The sequence below is a fragment of the Aeribacillus sp. FSL K6-1121 genome (genome assembly GCF_038003725.1).
Lineage (GTDB): Bacteria > Bacillota > Bacilli > Bacillales > Aeribacillaceae > Aeribacillus > Aeribacillus composti.
The window spans coordinates 1,319,554-1,335,181 of sequence record NZ_JBBOPS010000001.1; the positions used below are offsets into that span (position 1 = coordinate 1,319,554).

Genomic DNA, 15,628 nt, shown 5'->3' on the forward strand with positions numbered 1-15,628 from the left:
AACTATTAAACTATTTAACTATCAACCTGTCAATCAATTTGTATGAAAATTGGCAAACTTCCTCTTCTTCAAACGCGTGAAAGGTGCATTCCAATAATATGAAGGCTTCCCTGGCGTGCCCATGACTGAACGCTAGTTTCCATTCTCTAAAATATGTTCTTAGCATAGAAAAAATGTTGTGTGAGCTAAGCTTTCATACTGTAAAAGATCCGCATCACTTAAGAGCAGATTCGCCGAGCAGCAGGCAGGACTGTCCGTTGCACTCTCAATGCTTTCGTTATAGAACTGAGAAGCTCCTGTTTCAAGTGTCAGTTAAACGGCGAGCAATTCATGGAAAAAGGGATCAACCTGCAAAGATGATCCCATCCATCGGTTCACAAAATCATCCAAACCGAAACAGCTAGCGAAACAACAATTGGAATAACCTGAATACATACCATTCCTTTAAAGGTGATTCGTTCTTCAGGAATCGGAAATGAAGCCTTTTCACACAGCCAATTAGCAAGCTTCTCCATTTTTGACTTTTTCATTGGAAAATCCGGTATTTCCACTGTATATTTTTTTTAATAATTTATAAATTTCACGATCCTTTTCCATCAGATTCGATCCCCCATTCTTTCCTCATTTTTTGAACCGCTTGATGCAGCCTTGATTTCACCGTGCCCAAAGGAATGTTTAAGATGCGCGCAATATCCTTTTGTGACAGATCATGATAATAAAACAATACGATAACGGCCCGCTGTTCGTTTGAAAGCGATTGAAGCATCCGCTCGACCTCCATTTTTTCATCGGAACGGGATATGTTGACAGGCTCTTTATATAAAAACGGAAGAAGACGGTGCCACCTTGCTCTCATTTTTATTTTGCTGATCATCGTATGATAAGCAATTTGAAAAAGATATGTCTTCAGCCTACCTTTTTCAGGGGAAAAGTAATGCTTTTTTTGCTGCAGCTTCAAAAAATGCATCTTGAACGACATCCATGCTAAGCTGGTCGTCAAGTGTACAACGGTAAATAAAGCGGAAAAGCGGTGCTCGATATCGTTCATAAAGCTCGTTCAAAGCTTCCGTATCACCGTTTTGAAATTTTTCCATGAGCTTTTCATCTGTTAAATTCATCTGACCACCGCTCTTTAATTCCTTTGAACACATACAGGATTCTTCCGATGAACCAAAGAAACGTCATTAAAGTAAACATAAACGATTGATGAAGGAAAAATTGAATGACAGGACTGTTAATGTTATCTCCCCTTATTAGAAAGATAAAGAGTCCTGTGAGGCAGCAAAATGAATAAATTGCGGATATAACCGTAATCGTATCCCAACGGGTCCAATAGAAATAAAGATCGGTTTTTTTAAAATCGATGTTTCCCCATCGATCCCGAACGACCTTTTTATTTAAAGAAGCGATCGAAACACCGAAAATCGTTCCGATGATTCCGCCTACAATTGAACTGATTACCCAGCCGGTTACAGGCATAATTGTCAACTCCTTTCCCATCATTCATTTGTTTATACAAATCGTGAAAGGAAAAAGTTCATTTTTCTCCGTAATTTTTTAATAAAAAGGCTTCAGGTTGATTTCATCTGTAATATTAACAAAATCGCTGTTAGTTCTAATGTTTCGCTGGCCGTTTTACATGAAACGCTCCGATTCCATTCCGTTGATCAACATTTTACATCTTCTTGCAGATAAATCTCACGCTTTTTTCGCAAACGTCATAGGTCCGAAACAGATTCAATCATTTTAATGTTTTATGAAAAATGAAGTTTTCCTGTTTCTTTCTGTCAAGTCGAAAAAGTTGAAGTTGTTTCTTTTCATTCGATACAATGGATGTGCGATTGATTGATAAAAGAAGGTGAAAACATGAAAATTGAAATATGGTCTGATTATGTTTGCCCATTTTGCTATATCGGAAAGCGGCGTATGGAAAAAGCGCTCGAGCTGTTTCAGCACAAGGAGCAAGCGGAAATCGTGTTCCGCAGCTTTGAGCTTGATCCAACCGCCAAAAAGGAATACGATCTTTCCATCCATGAAATCATTGCTCAAAAATACGGCATTTCCGTTGAGGAAGCGAAGCGGGCAAATAACGATGTTGCCAAACAGGCAGAGTCCGTCGGATTGACATTTCGCTTCGAGGAAATGAAGCCAACAAATACGTTCGATGCCCATCGATTAGCGAAATATGCGGATAAAAAAGGGAAAGGAAGAAAAATGCACGAACGGCTCTTTTATGCTTATTTCACTGAATCGAAATTAATCAGTGACCATCAAGTTTTAGTTGAACTCGCAGAAGAAATCGGCTTGGATGGCGACGAAGTCAAGCAAGTGCTTTCAAGCGGTCAATTGGAAGAGGAAGTTAGAAAGGATGAACAGGAAGCCTCACGTCTCGGTGTCAGAGGTGTGCCGTTTTTCGTCATCAACCGCAAATATGCCATTTCTGGGGCGCAGCCAACAGAAGTATTTTTGAAAAGCTTTCAAAAAATATGGGATGAAGAAAACTCTTCTTCGCCGCTCAAACCACTGGCAGCTGATGGCGGAGGACTATGCAACGATCAGAGCTGTGAAATGTAATTCGTTTTGACCGCAAATGGGCAGGAGGAACAACGGTCATCAATAACGACGTGTCCTCCTTTTGCATTTCTTTCAGTTCATGACATCTGTCAATTGCTCACATCGCAAAGTTTGTTTAATTTATTTACTTAAATTCGTTTGTTAACACATATAAAAGAACCGAATCGTCAGGTTATCAATGTATACATCCTTTGTTACATTGACTAACCTTCCCAAGTTTTCTTTAGAGGAACAATTCTTACTTTACTCCTCAAACTATGAAATTTAGGCGGTGCGGCTGCTCATTATGTCTTCATAACGGTGATGAATCGTTTAACTATTTTTCTTGTTGATCTGCTATTCCTTTTTTCTTGAATGATGCAAAGACCTTTCCATTTTATTACACTTGCACCCGAAATAAAAAATCCACGTCAAAGGCCTAGAGGTAAAATACTGGGATTTTGACGTGGATCTCCATTTTCCCTTCAAATTTATGAATTTTTCATCCATCGCAACATTGTAAATGATTTCAAAGAACGGACTTTTTTCCATTTAATGTTTGATTATCCATTTCTTCATAAATTAAATTCTCGCTTCAAAAATGACCGCCTCTTGATCAAATTTCATATCCAATAGACCCTCTGTTTTATTTATAAAAGAGTTCCAATTGTTGATAAGATTATTGTAAGTAAATGGATAATACGCATGATGCGCCGACCAATCATTTTGAAAAAACATGTCCCAGTCGTTTTTTGAGGAATGATAACGGACAAGATCATTCCAATTCGCATCATTTGTTTTTTGTTCATATGAAACGTAAGCAGACGGTATAATATGCAAAAAGACATGATCTATATTTTTTTCTTTTGCGTGCCTTCTCATGCTTGAAATAATGTCATCGATGATTTTCGAATCAAGTATGGAATAAGCCCTTTTGCTCCGTCCATATGCTTCTTCCCTCTTTTCCTCCTGGAAGCGGTTTTATGATTCAATCGTTTTTTGGATATATGAATGGTATACATGCTCAAGGTTGCCGCGCATTTTTTCAGACAATGGTGTATGAAGCAATGCTTCCAGCTTCATCCCTAATAATCCGAGTTCAATCCCGATTTGTTCTTCGCTTTTTGAAGCCGTATAGCCATGTTCTGTTCGGACCGCTTCTTGATAAAAGGACCCAGCCGCTTCAAAATCATATATTGTATAATGATCGCCGGTTTCTAAAGCGCTTTCCTTCTGTAAAAATTGTTGGCGGAGCGCCTCCAACTTAAAAGTATGGCTTCCCCTTAACAGCTGTTCACCATCCGTTCTGTCGATTGGGGCATAATCCTTATGCTTGCGTAAAAAAGATGTATATTGTTCGATGCGCTGTTCATAAGCTTTTAAAATATCGTTATACATCTCCTCTTTCACGTCTGGGAGACCATGCTTCACAAAAAAGCCGCCAACTGATTTTGAAAAAGAATCAGCTAACTGTTGGATGCTTTGTTGAAAAAAATGATCGAGTTTGTCGAGCCGCTCTTTTCGTTGTTCACCAAAAAAATTTTCTTCAATCCAGTTTTTTAAATAAACATATTCTGAAGCTAGATCATCAATTTTTTCACCTAGGCGGTCAAAACGCCCAAATCCTGCCCGCCCCCTTGCTTTCGCGTAGAACTTAGTTGATTTCCAAGGAACGATTAGAGCGTTTGACTTCCCCCTTTTTAACGTGATTGTTTTCAGAACAGATCCGTGTGCCAGCGCTTCCTTCCTCAAATCTTTTATGTTGTCCTTTTCTGATTGGGCCCCAAGATTGGATTCATATATTTTTTCGACAATAGACTGTTTTTTCTCATGTTCTTTCAATGATTGCTGCAGAGCCACAATAGGTGCAAAACTGAATTGATCTGTGTAATAAAGCTGAACCATTTTCCCACCTCCTTTTATATCAGAAGCTAGAAAGGATTCCTAAACTTTCATTTTTTTGCGGATGCGAGTTTGTTTGATTTATATTCTTAGTTTCGACGGAAACCATTATAAAACCTCTTGTTTGCACAAAGATTTTAAGTGACTGTCCAAAATGGATTCGATCATCTCATTAGATAAATATTCCGGATGCATTAATCCATGAATGGCCAAGCCATCGATCAGCGCATACAGACGGTCCACCTCCAGCTCTACATTGATATTCGGCCGCGCAAGATCAAGTTTGACTAAGGTCTTGATGACCTGTTCAAATCCATAACGCATTTTAAGATATACTTCTTTGCTTAAAGGCTGAAGTTCCGGCTCCGAAAGAGCTTTCTGGGTAAAAGCAAACCATACCTCCATTTCTTTCTTTGTATCATCTTCAAGCGGCAAAACCTCCCGGATCATCCTTTTCATTGCATCAAGCGGCGGCATAGAATAATCAATTTCGTTAATTCGTTGACTCACCCTTTCCGACACCAATTTCATTGCAAATGACAGCAGTTCTGCTTGAGTTGAAAAATAATGTCTTAATGAACCGACGGAAACTCCTGCTTCTCTCGCAATATTGCGAACGGTTGCTTTTTCCATCCCGCCTTTCGCAATGACATTCCATGTCGCTACAGCAATTTTTTCTCTTTGTTTTACGTGATCCACTTTTTTCGGCATATTTTTATTATATCATGGTTGTTTTTTTAATACACTTGTGTTAAATTTTTATTTAATACGTGTGTTTTAAAAAGGAGTGGAATCATGATCGGTTGGCTCATTGTCATATGCGAAATTTTGTTTTGGATATTTGTCGGCGCCGGATTATTCGCCAGATATATTCTAGGCTGGAAAAAAATCGGGTCGCTCCTTCTATTGTGTACGCCTCTTATCGATCTTGTTTTAATCATCGCAACGGTTTTCGATTTGAAAGACGGCGCAACAGCTCATTTTGTACACGGATTGTCTGCTGTATATATTGGGGTTTCGGTTGCATTTGGCAAACGGATGATTCAGTGGGCGGATGAACAGTTTGCTTACCGATTTGCTGGAGGAAAGCGGCCAAACAAACGGCCTCAATTCGGAAAACAGCATGCTGCTTATGAACGGCAAGGCTGGTACCGCCACCTTCTAGCATGGATTATCGGGAATGCACTTCTCCTGTTCATGGTTCTTTTCGTCAACGATTTCCAGAAAACAGAAGCACTTTTATCATTTTCTGCAAAATGGACGTTCATCCTGTTTATCGATTTTTTATGGAGCTTCAGCTATACAATATGGCCGAAAAAAGAGGCGAAAGGGCATTATGAAAGTTAAAAATGTAATCCTATAATTTGACCATTTTCCCCTAGATTAGCGCTACAGAGCTTGTGGAGAAGGACAATATTTTTCTCTACAAGTTTTATTTACAGCTTTTTATACCATGTTTGTAAACTCTTTACGTTAGTACCATCCCATCATAAACACTCCGAAACATGCAGTATTCACTAAAAACGTAATCCCAGCTGCGATCAGTATTCCTTGAGCAATCGCTGTTTTTCTTTTCATTAAGGCGATCACGACTGCTGGAATGATATAAATCACCTGAACAAAACCGATAAAAAAGATCGTAATCGGAAAAATCAACAATAGTCCATGTAAAAGAAGCACAATACCGATGCCTTTCCAAATGTTTTTTGTATGCTCATTCATGCACAGTCATCGCCATTTCTGTTTGAATTTCTTTCAGCCGGTTTTCAAGGCTGTTCCTGTAAAACAAGTTATACGTGTCAAACGGAATGATGCGGCCGTCGTGATGTACAATATGAACACAGGATTTTTTAACTGAACGAACATCAAAGTTATAAGCATCTAAAAATTGCATAATAATTACACGAAACACATTGTTATAGCTGATATTTTCCGGTATCGCTACTTTCGGCAGACAGCATAATAAATCTTTTAGTGACATCGCGGAAGAGCCGGGAGAATGATTTAAACTGAATAGCTCAAAAACTTTATGTTTCAATTGTTCATCCTGTTCAAATACGATCGTATTTTGATCTCCTTCAAGGAGAATATGCGGATCGATCATACCCGTCAGAGGCTTTACTTCCCCGTTTAACTTCAGCGCATACCCCATAGCCAAACAGTCAGGATGGCAAGGGACGGGAATAATATCGTCTGCTTGAAAAACCTCCGATTGCTCGATAATCATGCTGCGAACTTCGCTCAACGTTAATCGGTCAGTTGCAGGGTTAAAATTTTTTGTTCTTCCGGCAATTTGCACCGGCTGAAAGGTGACTCCCCTGACTGCCTGCTGCGAAAGACCGTATTTAATGATTTTTCCGACCTCCTGATCGTTTACACCTTTTTTTAACGTGACAACTAATGTTGTGGAAATGTTGTATTCATTTAAATGTTCTATTGCCTTCTCTCGGACTGCACGCAAATCTACTCCGCGCAGATCGATTAACGCATCTTTTTCAAAACTGTCAAACTGCAAATAAATTTCAAATCCGGGCATGTAGCGAGCCAGCTTTTCAGCAAATTTTTTGTCCTGGGCAATTTTAATTCCGTTTGTATTCACCATTATATGCTTAATTGGCTTCGATTTCGCCATTTCTAATATCTCGAAAAACTGTGGATGGATCGTTGGTTCACCGCCGCTGATTTGAACGATATCTGGTTCCCGCTCATTTTTCACAATCGCATCAAACATCTTCTCAATTTCCTCTAGTGGGCGCCATTTCTGTTTTTTCGGGGAAGACTCCGCATAACAGATCGGGCATTGCAAATTGCACTGATCCGTAACTTCCACCAATGCCAAGCAGCTGTGCTGCTCGTGATCCGGACATAAGCCGCAATCATACGGGCACCCGTATTGAATGGAGGTATTCCAGCGATACGGCATTTCTGCACGCTTCAAAAATTCACGGCATTTTTTGTAATATTCGATATCGGTTGAGATCAATACTTTTTCTCTTCCATGATGACGGCAATGTTTTACTAAAAAAACTTGATCATTCTCAAATATGACTTTTGCTTCCGTTTTCCGCAAACATTTTGAACAAATGCTGTTCGTTAATTCATAGAAAATGTATGGTCTATTTGGCATACTGAAATTTCTCCCTTCTTTTTTTCCTTATAAGGAACAAATAGTACATCAATCCGACGAAAGCTGCTAACTGAATGTTGTTTAACCCAAAATACGGGTGAGGTGTCGGCTTGATAAAATCAATAAAAAAGCGAAACAGCAAATAGGAAACCATAAAAAACTGGAACAGAAACCCTTCCCACGGAGCTGTTTTCTTTTTTCTTATGTATAGAACGAAAAAACCGATCAGCCATAAATAGACAATTTCATATATTTGAGTTGGATGTCTCGGCACGCCGTCTCCAAAATCAACACCCGTCACCCAAGTCGTTGGGGTGCCGTGCGTATGGTCTGAGAGGCCGGTTAAAAAACAGCCTATCCTGCCAATGCTCATGCCAATAATAAGCGGTAAGACAAAATCATCGCCTGTCGAGCGCTTCCAGCCGATTAGCTTTTTTGCGGTTTCAACTCCGATCAATCCTCCCAGCAATCCACCGACGATCGTTTTCCCGGCCATTAAATAGTTGAGATTCGTCACATTTTTCAGCGTTTCAACAGGATTTTCAAGCCAATACAGGAGCTTTGATCCTAACGCAGCCCCGGCTATCGCACCGATCACGACCCACATCGCCTTATCAAGCGGAATTCTTTCTTTATTTCTCGTATGCAAGTAAACTCTGAAACCGACAAAATAAGCCAAAGTCTCAAAAAATAAATGCGGATGAATCGAAACAGGACCCAAACGTATATAAACAGGAAAATCCATTTTACACCTCTTTTTGCAAAACCTTACTTTCATCATATCAAAAAATATGAATTTATTGTTTTAATATTTTAAACATTACAAAAAATTTTGGTTGCAGCAGTTATATTTTTTCCCCGTCTCAACTAAACTAATGGAAGCGCCGGCAAATATTTTCGAAAGCTGATTTTTGTTCAATAAGCTTAGCATCAATAAGTGATTCCAAACTGTTTGCATCAGTCCATTTGCAGAAAGCTATATTTTCTAATGTTTATAATCAAGGCAGATTGGATTTTTCCGGAAGGAACTCCCGAATTTCCTTTGAATCATGATGGCAATCGCTTTTGCATACAAATAAATAATTAAAAGTTATTTGTTAGGAATCGTTGTTTGAGCAGGTTTCCTAGATTTGATTCAACGATCATCCTGTCATTTCCTTGCTCTCATTCATGCAAATCTTTCAAACTTTTTTTACACTTGACAGAATCGGTTTTGAAAAATATACATCCTACTATTGTGCAATTCAAAATTTACGAGACTATATTTTCGTTTATAATGAAGTTGTCAAATTCCATAACGTAAAGGGGGAAAACACCATGTCTGGCAAGATGAAGACTTACCGAGTGGGGATCGCAGGTGCGGGCGCTTTTGCCACTTTTTTGTCCGGTGCGCTTGCACGGCTGCCTGAATTTCAATTGACAGCTGTCGCAGGAAGGACGGATACAAAACGGGAGAGCGTGATGGCTGCTTACAAAAAACAGAGACATAATGCGATAACGCCAAAAGAATATTATGAGGCAGCCGACCTTATAGCCGATCCTGAAATCGATATTGTCATTTTAGCAACACCGCCCCATCTTCACTCCTCACTTAGCCGACTGGCTTTAACACACGGAAAGCATGTCTTGTTAGAAAAACCTGGTGCCCTTTATGCCAAGGAACTTTTGGAAAATGCGAACTATGCAAAAAAACAAAAGCGTGCATTCGCCGTGAACCTTGTATTGCGTTACAATCCGCTAGTAGAAGCTGTTGAATGGATCGTCCGCCATCGGCTGCTTGGATTCGTGCATCATGCAACTCTCACCAACTCGGCTCATCACGTCGCCAATGGCCATTGGTTTTGGAATGATCAACTAAGCGGAGGCATTTTTATTGAACATGGAGTTCATTTTTTTGAGGTCGGTCGTCACATACTCGGAGAAGCGGTCGATGCGAACGGTTTTGCTCTGACGGAGGAAAACGGTGAAAAACAGCGTGTTTGGGCAAGCGTTCTTCATAAACCAGTTTATCAACAAGACGAAAAAAGTTCGGGAAACAACATATATTCTTTAGTTCCTGTTCAATATTACCACGGCTTTACGATGGATCCTGACGCACCGGAATCGACAAAATGGGAAATTCATTGCACTCATGGACGGATTGTACTTGAAGGATGGATTCCCCAAAAATTATATTTAGAGGGCAAAATCTCAAAAGAACAGGGCGAGCTGATCGATCAAATACTAGACAGCATACCGAAAAAACCGGTAGAAAACGCTGTTGAAAAAGTACGCTCTTCAGCCTTTCATTGTTTCAAAAATAAATCGTTCCCGCTTAAAGCACTATCCAGCATTTCATACGAACGGACAATCAAATTGGAGCAGCGGCAATTGTGGTATGAGGCAATGGTCCAAGACCGTTTCCTTGATTTTTGCCGAATCATTGAAGAAGAAGGATGGGAAGGATTTGTTACAGCTGAAGACGCCGTGAAAGACTTAGAACTGGCAAATCGTGTAACGTTTAATAAAACGGAGCAGCCGCTAACCGAATAAATTGGTTAGCGGTTTTAAATAGCATTTTATCCAATGGAAAACGACTGATCTAATCTCGTTTTTTTATTTCACATATACACTAATGCGAAATGATGTTAACGTCATTCCAGCACCTTTCATGTTCCCCTTTTAATTTTTATTCAAAATCCCCTCTAAGAACAAAAGGGACACTTGGTCCGCAAGTTCATTTTCTGTTTTTTCTCCTGTCATTACATATCGTTCAATAATGTGCTCGATCACTGAGAGAAATGCTTCACCGGCAAATTGAGTGTCAATTTCCGTTTTAACAATTCCAAGTCTTTGATTGTTGCTCATATTTGCTGCTATTTTTTCAACAATGATGCTTCGTAAACGATCATCTTTGTTCTCCCTGAGTGCAACTTTCGTTAAGTGAGGATTTTTTCCGAGAAACTTCAGAATGTCAGCGATTGTCTCACGGACATGGTCTTTCACTTGCTCCGGTTGTATATCAGCCACTTTTTTTCCTGCATCACTAAAATGAATTAACTGCTTTTCAAAATCTTCAAGCATTTGTTCGAAAATTTCTTCCTTGCTGTTGAAATAAAGATAAAAAGCTGCCTGCGTGAGCCCTGCTTTTGCCACAATATCGCTGATCTTTGTAGCATGAAAACCTTTATGAGCGAACAGCTCCGCAGCAGCTTGAAATATTTTCTTTTTGCTCTCTTCTCCTTTATTTCTCGCCATAAAAATCACCCTTTTTTATACAACTAACTAATTAGTTAGTTGTTATTGTACATGATATTGCTTTTACGATCCATTACTTCCATTAAGTTTTTTTGCCATCGTTTGATCATTTCTCCTCCTCTGTCGCCACCGCTGTTGTGATGCTTAAACAAATAAAGAGCGGCATCAACAAATGAGCCGCCCAATTACCCTTGTGTCAGGCTGATTTAGCCTCCATTTGAAAGCCCGGATCATTCCATATTTCAATCCATTTTTTCAATGCCGTTGCCAAGATGACAATACCAAGAACGAGCATAATGATGGATAAAATTCCGTTTAATACGTTGTAGCCTGCAGCTTCCGGATTCAAATAAACATTTACGGTCATCCAGTAGCCTGCATAGTTTACTGTAGCAAATAAATAAGCTAACGGAATGAGGCAAGTAAGCATATATCTTCGTTTATCGGCAATTTTTAAAATGACTGTCGCACCGACAATCAGTCCGATGGATGCCATCAGCTGGTTCGATACGCCAAACAATGCCCAAACCGATCCAATATCTCCTGAGTAAAGCAGGTACCCCCACATAAAACAGGCTAAAGCGCTTGCAAATACGGAAGCCGGAACGGAGTCTACCTTTTTTAATGGTTTATACACTTCACCGAAGAAATCTTGAATTAAATAACGTGCTACACGTGTTCCTGCATCAATCGCAGTTAAAATGAAAACAGCCTCAAACATTATAACAAATTGGAAAAAATACGAAGCCAAATTCTCAAACCATGGAATCGCAGTAAAAATATAAGTCATTCCAACTGCAAGTGTAACCGCTCCACCTGTTCTTCCTTCCAAATTTAAACCTATTTCCTGGCTTAAAGCTGGTAAATTAATAACATCCATTCCAAGTGTCCGGAATACTTCCGGCGCGGAATTGATCGCAAAATAATCTGCCGGATGAAGAGCTGTTGCAGCGATCAGCGCCATGATGCCGACCAAACATTCCACCAACATGGCTCCAAAGCCGACAACTTTTATATCGCTCCACTTATTAAGCATTTTCGGCGTTGTACCCGATCCGACAAAAGCGTGAAATCCTGAAATCGCACCGCATGCAATTGTAATCGATATAAACGGCCAAACAGGTCCAGCTAAAATCGGCCCTCCGCCGTGGATAAATTCTGTAAAGGCCGGCATTTCAATAGAAGGATTAATGATAAAAACACCAATGATCAGCGCAATGAACACACCGATTTTCATAAAGCTGCTCAAATAATCACGAGGAGCAAGCAGCAGCCAAACCGGCAAAGCCGCAGCAAAAAATGCATAGATTGGTAAAATAAGCGCCAAAGTTTTAGTATCGAATGTCAACCAATCCCCAAGAGCTGTTTCTTGTATGGAAGGTCCTGCGAAAACACCTATCATTAATAAAATAAAGCCAACTGTTGAAGCTAATTTTAAATTGCCTGTTTTCTTATAGAAAATTCCGACTCCCATTGCAATAGGAATGGTGATTCCGACTGCAAACGTGCCCCAAGGGTTTTTTTCCAATGCATGAAGAACAACCATGGAAAGACCAGCCATTGTTATGGTAATAATAAACAGCATGGCAAGTCCTGTGCAAAAGCCGGCTACCGGACCTAATTCTTCTTTTGCTACTTCCGATAATGATTTCCCTTTTTGCCGCATGGAAGCAAATAAAACGACTGCATCATGGACGGCTCCCCCAATTACGGCACCAATCAAAAGCCACAGCAGACTGGGCAAATATCCAAATTGTGCGGCCAGGATCGGTCCGACGAGCGGTCCTGCTGCAGCAATAGCGGCAAAGTGATGCCCGAAGCTTACCCATTTATTCGTTGGAACATAATCCTTTCCATCATTTAATTCGTGAGCTGGTGTCGGTTTTGAATCATCCAGCTTCAACACTTTTACAGCCATAAATGTTCCGTAAAGACGGTAGGCGATCATTAAAATACACATTGAGGCAATCACGATTGTAATCGCATTCATTTTTTTGCAACCTCCCCTTTGTTCTTGCTTTTTACATTCATTGTATTAAATAAACATCTTCATGATCGGTTTTCAAAACAAAATGCAAGAATCCGGGGATAAATCGTCAATTTCTTAAATTGAATTGCAACAATTTTGTCACAAATATTGCTTAAAGCTTTCAGCTTTTTTTAAATGCCCAATCGCTTTTTCAGTTCCTTCGTATAAGTTCTGCTGACCGGGATCGATTCGCCATTTTTCATGATTACATGATACGTGGAGTTGAACCACGGCTGAATTTCAACTATTTCATTCAAGTTGACTAAATAAGCTCTATGAACACGCATGATGTGCGTTTGCTGCAGCTTTCTTTCAAAAGTGACAAGCGATTCTTTAACTTCATATTTTTGATCGCGGCAAGTGATAATAGTTTTTCCGTCATTAAACTCAATATAAAGAATATCTTTCACGTTAATAAGCAGAATGCGGTCGTCTAATGATACAGGAATCTTTTCATCCTGCATTTGAAAATATTGCGGTCTTTTTTCTTGGCGGGCTTCCAGCCGCTTTGAAATTTTTTCAATTGTATGAAATATCCTTTCTTCATCAAACGGCTTCAAAATGTAATCAACCGCATTCAGCTCAAATGCTTTTAAAGCGTACTCATCATAAGCGGTTGCAAAAACAATCTCAGGTCTATGATCAATCTCCATTAGCTTTTCAGCAAGTCTAATCCCTTGTTCATGAGATGACAGCTGTATATCGAGAAAGATCACATCCATGTCGGTCTGGCGGATTTTTTCAATCGCTTCATCCATTTGTTCCGCTTCCCCAACAATCTCTACCTGCTTGCTCCTTTTAAGCAAGTAAATAAGTTCGTCTCTTGCCAACGGTTCATCCTCCACGATAAAAGCCTTGATCATACGGCTACTTCTCCTTTCATTTCTAATGGAAACTTAATCGTCACTTTCGTTCCATTTTCATCACTTTTAATATGGAAGGCTCCGGCGGAACCATAAATTTCTTCTATTCGTTTTTTTATATTCCAAAGAGCTGTTCCTGTTCCATCATTCGATTGAACGGTCTGATTTCCCAATTGGCACAATAAATGATCAGGAATGCCGCTGCCATTATCTTCGGTGATTAAGATCATTTGATCATTTTCTGCATACGCCCGAATGGACACTTTCCCATGCTCCTTATTGGCAAAAGCGTGCTTGATGGCGTTTTCGACGAGAGGCTGAAGCGTAAACGGCGGAACCATTACTTTCTTTAAGCTTTGGTCAATATCAAAACTTACATGATATTTATCAGGAAATCTTGTCTGCTCAATAGATAAGTACGCTTCAACATGCTCAAGCTCTTTTTCAAGCGGAATGACAAATTGTCTAGCTCCCTGTAAATTACTTCGGAAGAACACGCTTAATTTTAAAAGAAGCTTTCTAGCTTTATCCGCATCAGTTCTGATCAAGCTGGAAATCGTGTTTAACGAATTGAACAGGAAATGCGGATTAATTTGCGCCTGCAAAGCTTTAATTTCTGCATCTTTCAGCAGTTTTCTCTGCAGTTCTGCATCAGCAAGCTCCAATTGGGTAGAAAACAGCTTGCTAAGTCCTTCCGCCAGCTCTTGCTCCACTTTATCCATAAGACTCGGGTCTAAAAAATAAAGCTTTAACGTGCCAACCGTTTGGTTGTGTACTTGAAGCGGCATAACAATCGCTGACTGAAGCGGACAATCAGAATTTGGGCATTGGATTTCCTCCTTCGATTTTGCTTTAATGATTTTACCCTGCTCTAAAACCTTTTTTGTCAGCTTTGTTACTAAAGTTTGCCCCTGCTTATGATGATCAGAACCGGCACCGATATGAGCGAGGACAATTTCCCGATTGGTAATGGAAATGGCATCTGCTTTCGTCCATTTTAAAATAATTTCCGCTACTTTTTTACACGAATGCTCATTTAAGCCTTTTCGGAAAAATGGCAAGGTCTGCTGCGCGATGTAAAAAGATTTATGTGTTTGAAGCGCCTTCGTCCGCTCTTCCTCCACTAGAATCGAATGAATAATTAAAATAAAAATAAGAGTCCCAAATCCGTTAATCGTAATCATCGGAAGAGCGATTAATTCTACAAGCTTAACTGCGGATTCAAACGGGCGGGCAAGTAAGAGAATAAGTCCCATTTGAGTACATTCCATAAAAATTCCGGTCAAAACAGCTTTCCAAGGTGAAAAATTGTCTTTTATTCTAAAACGCTTCCAAAGGAAACCGGTCACGAATCCAGCCAAAATAGTAGATGCTCCGCAAGCAAACGCGGTAAATCCTCCTAATGTCATCCGATGCAGTCCTGCTACTAAACCAGTGCCGATGCCGACGAATGGACCGCCAAGCAATCCCCCAATCACTACTCCCATAATTCTTGTATTGGCAATTGCGGCATCTCCATCCACTTCTATTTGCCATGTTTGTGAGCTGATATTGCCTTGAGCAATTTCGACACCAGTATAATTACTAATAATGCCAAAAGATCCAAATACGGCAATCAGCATTAGCTTTTCGCTTAATCCATGCTCATGATGAATCATTCGCCGAAATGCCTTCATCCTTGATAACAAAAAAGCTAAAATGACTAAAATTCCCACTCGCTCCAGCATTAAAGGCATTAAATCAAACAAGACAGACACACTCCTTTACACCGATATTCCAGCTTTTGTTCGCTCGCGGTGTCAATATTCATTGTACCTATTAAAGGGTGCTGAATAAAGTTTAATGTTCACAATGGTTATCATTACTATTACATTTTAAGCTTCTCAAAATGGATTTTTAGGCAGTACTCATTATAAT

At 39.8% G+C, this 15,628-nt stretch carries 17 protein-coding genes; 3 read left to right on the plus strand and 14 right to left on the minus strand.

Features of this window, described 5'->3' with window-relative positions:
* Window positions 1-374: 374 nt before the first annotated feature.
* From NSQ61_RS06560 to NSQ61_RS06575, 4 genes are read right to left on the minus strand one after another with little or no spacing between them, the layout of a single operon-like run.
* A complete protein-coding gene (locus tag NSQ61_RS06560; RefSeq protein WP_339199857.1) occupies window positions 375-530 on the minus strand; it encodes a hypothetical protein in 156 nt (51 codons plus the stop codon).
* Between the two features lie 50 nt (window positions 531-580).
* Window positions 581-979 carry an RNA polymerase sigma factor gene (locus NSQ61_RS06565; protein WP_445659458.1) on the minus strand — a complete coding sequence of 133 codons (399 nt, stop codon included), beginning with the start codon at window positions 977-979 and terminating at the stop codon, window positions 581-583.
* Window positions 921-1,118 carry an RNA polymerase sigma factor gene (locus NSQ61_RS06570; protein WP_340806414.1) on the minus strand — a complete coding sequence of 66 codons (198 nt, stop codon included), beginning with the start codon at window positions 1,116-1,118 and terminating at the stop codon, window positions 921-923. Before NSQ61_RS06570 ends, NSQ61_RS06565 begins: the two co-directional genes overlap by 59 nt.
* Window positions 1,102-1,479: a hypothetical protein gene (locus tag NSQ61_RS06575; RefSeq protein WP_063389541.1), complete on the minus strand. Its 378-nt coding sequence runs from the start codon at window positions 1,477-1,479 to the stop codon at window positions 1,102-1,104. The genes NSQ61_RS06570 and NSQ61_RS06575 overlap by 17 nt, the downstream gene beginning before the upstream one ends.
* A 387-nt stretch (window positions 1,480-1,866) precedes the next feature.
* Here NSQ61_RS06575 and NSQ61_RS06580 point away from each other — a divergent pair, with 387 nt between their 5' ends.
* Window positions 1,867-2,574: a DsbA family oxidoreductase gene (locus NSQ61_RS06580; RefSeq protein WP_340806416.1), complete on the plus strand. Its 708-nt coding sequence runs from the start codon at window positions 1,867-1,869 to the stop codon at window positions 2,572-2,574.
* Between the two features lie 561 nt (window positions 2,575-3,135).
* Here NSQ61_RS06580 and NSQ61_RS06585 read toward each other — a convergent pair.
* From NSQ61_RS06585 to NSQ61_RS06595, 3 genes are all read right to left on the minus strand, one after another.
* Window positions 3,136-3,435 carry a hypothetical protein gene (locus tag NSQ61_RS06585; protein ID WP_340806418.1) on the minus strand — a complete coding sequence of 100 codons (300 nt, stop codon included), beginning with the start codon at window positions 3,433-3,435 and terminating at the stop codon, window positions 3,136-3,138.
* Window positions 3,436-3,534: 99 nt separating this feature from the next.
* Complete coding sequence (locus tag NSQ61_RS06590; protein WP_340806420.1) at window positions 3,535-4,458, minus strand: hypothetical protein; 924 nt, start codon at window positions 4,456-4,458, stop codon at window positions 3,535-3,537.
* A gap of 105 nt (window positions 4,459-4,563) precedes the next feature.
* Complete coding sequence (locus tag NSQ61_RS06595; protein WP_340806422.1) at window positions 4,564-5,166, minus strand: TetR/AcrR family transcriptional regulator; 603 nt, start codon at window positions 5,164-5,166, stop codon at window positions 4,564-4,566.
* Between the two features lie 84 nt (window positions 5,167-5,250).
* Here NSQ61_RS06595 and NSQ61_RS06600 point away from each other — a divergent pair, with 84 nt between their 5' ends.
* The gene (locus tag NSQ61_RS06600; RefSeq protein ID WP_144597989.1) at window positions 5,251-5,802 is read left to right on the plus strand and encodes a hypothetical protein; all 552 of its coding nucleotides are present in this window, start codon (window positions 5,251-5,253) and stop codon (window positions 5,800-5,802) included.
* 126 nt (window positions 5,803-5,928) lie between these two features.
* Here the strand turns inward: NSQ61_RS06600 and NSQ61_RS06605 are convergent, their stop codons facing one another.
* The 3 genes from NSQ61_RS06605 to NSQ61_RS06615 are packed head-to-tail and all read right to left on the minus strand — an operon-like array spanning window position 5,929 to window position 8,327.
* The gene (locus NSQ61_RS06605) at window positions 5,929-6,177 is read right to left on the minus strand and encodes a hypothetical protein (RefSeq protein WP_340806424.1); all 249 of its coding nucleotides are present in this window, start codon (window positions 6,175-6,177) and stop codon (window positions 5,929-5,931) included.
* Complete coding sequence (locus NSQ61_RS06610) at window positions 6,170-7,582, minus strand: radical SAM protein (RefSeq protein WP_340806426.1); 1,413 nt, start codon at window positions 7,580-7,582, stop codon at window positions 6,170-6,172. The genes NSQ61_RS06605 and NSQ61_RS06610 overlap by 8 nt, the downstream gene beginning before the upstream one ends.
* Complete coding sequence (locus NSQ61_RS06615; RefSeq protein ID WP_340806428.1) at window positions 7,572-8,327, minus strand: prolipoprotein diacylglyceryl transferase; 756 nt, start codon at window positions 8,325-8,327, stop codon at window positions 7,572-7,574. Before NSQ61_RS06615 ends, NSQ61_RS06610 begins: the two co-directional genes overlap by 11 nt.
* Window positions 8,328-8,899: 572 nt before the next feature.
* Between NSQ61_RS06615 and NSQ61_RS06620 the strand changes: the two genes are divergently transcribed.
* Window positions 8,900-10,114 carry a Gfo/Idh/MocA family protein gene (locus NSQ61_RS06620; RefSeq protein WP_340806429.1) on the plus strand — a complete coding sequence of 405 codons (1,215 nt, stop codon included), beginning with the start codon at window positions 8,900-8,902 and terminating at the stop codon, window positions 10,112-10,114.
* Window positions 10,115-10,243: 129 nt separating this feature from the next.
* Here NSQ61_RS06620 and NSQ61_RS06625 read toward each other — a convergent pair whose 3' ends face one another.
* The 4 genes from NSQ61_RS06625 to NSQ61_RS06640 form a co-directional block, all read right to left on the minus strand.
* Window positions 10,244-10,819 (minus strand): TetR/AcrR family transcriptional regulator, encoded by a 576-nt coding sequence (locus NSQ61_RS06625; protein ID WP_066246672.1) that lies wholly within the window; start codon window positions 10,817-10,819, stop codon window positions 10,244-10,246.
* A 196-nt stretch (window positions 10,820-11,015) separates the two neighbouring features.
* Window positions 11,016-12,809, minus strand: a complete 1,794-nt coding sequence (gene cstA, locus NSQ61_RS06630) for a carbon starvation protein CstA (RefSeq protein ID WP_063389551.1) — start codon at window positions 12,807-12,809, stop codon at window positions 11,016-11,018.
* Between the two features lie 170 nt (window positions 12,810-12,979).
* A complete protein-coding gene (locus tag NSQ61_RS06635; protein WP_063389552.1) occupies window positions 12,980-13,711 on the minus strand; it encodes a LytR/AlgR family response regulator transcription factor in 732 nt (243 codons plus the stop codon).
* The gene (locus NSQ61_RS06640; protein WP_340806431.1) at window positions 13,708-15,459 is read right to left on the minus strand and encodes a sensor histidine kinase; all 1,752 of its coding nucleotides are present in this window, start codon (window positions 15,457-15,459) and stop codon (window positions 13,708-13,710) included. The genes NSQ61_RS06635 and NSQ61_RS06640 overlap by 4 nt, the downstream gene beginning before the upstream one ends.
* Window positions 15,460-15,628: the final 169 nt, after the last annotated feature.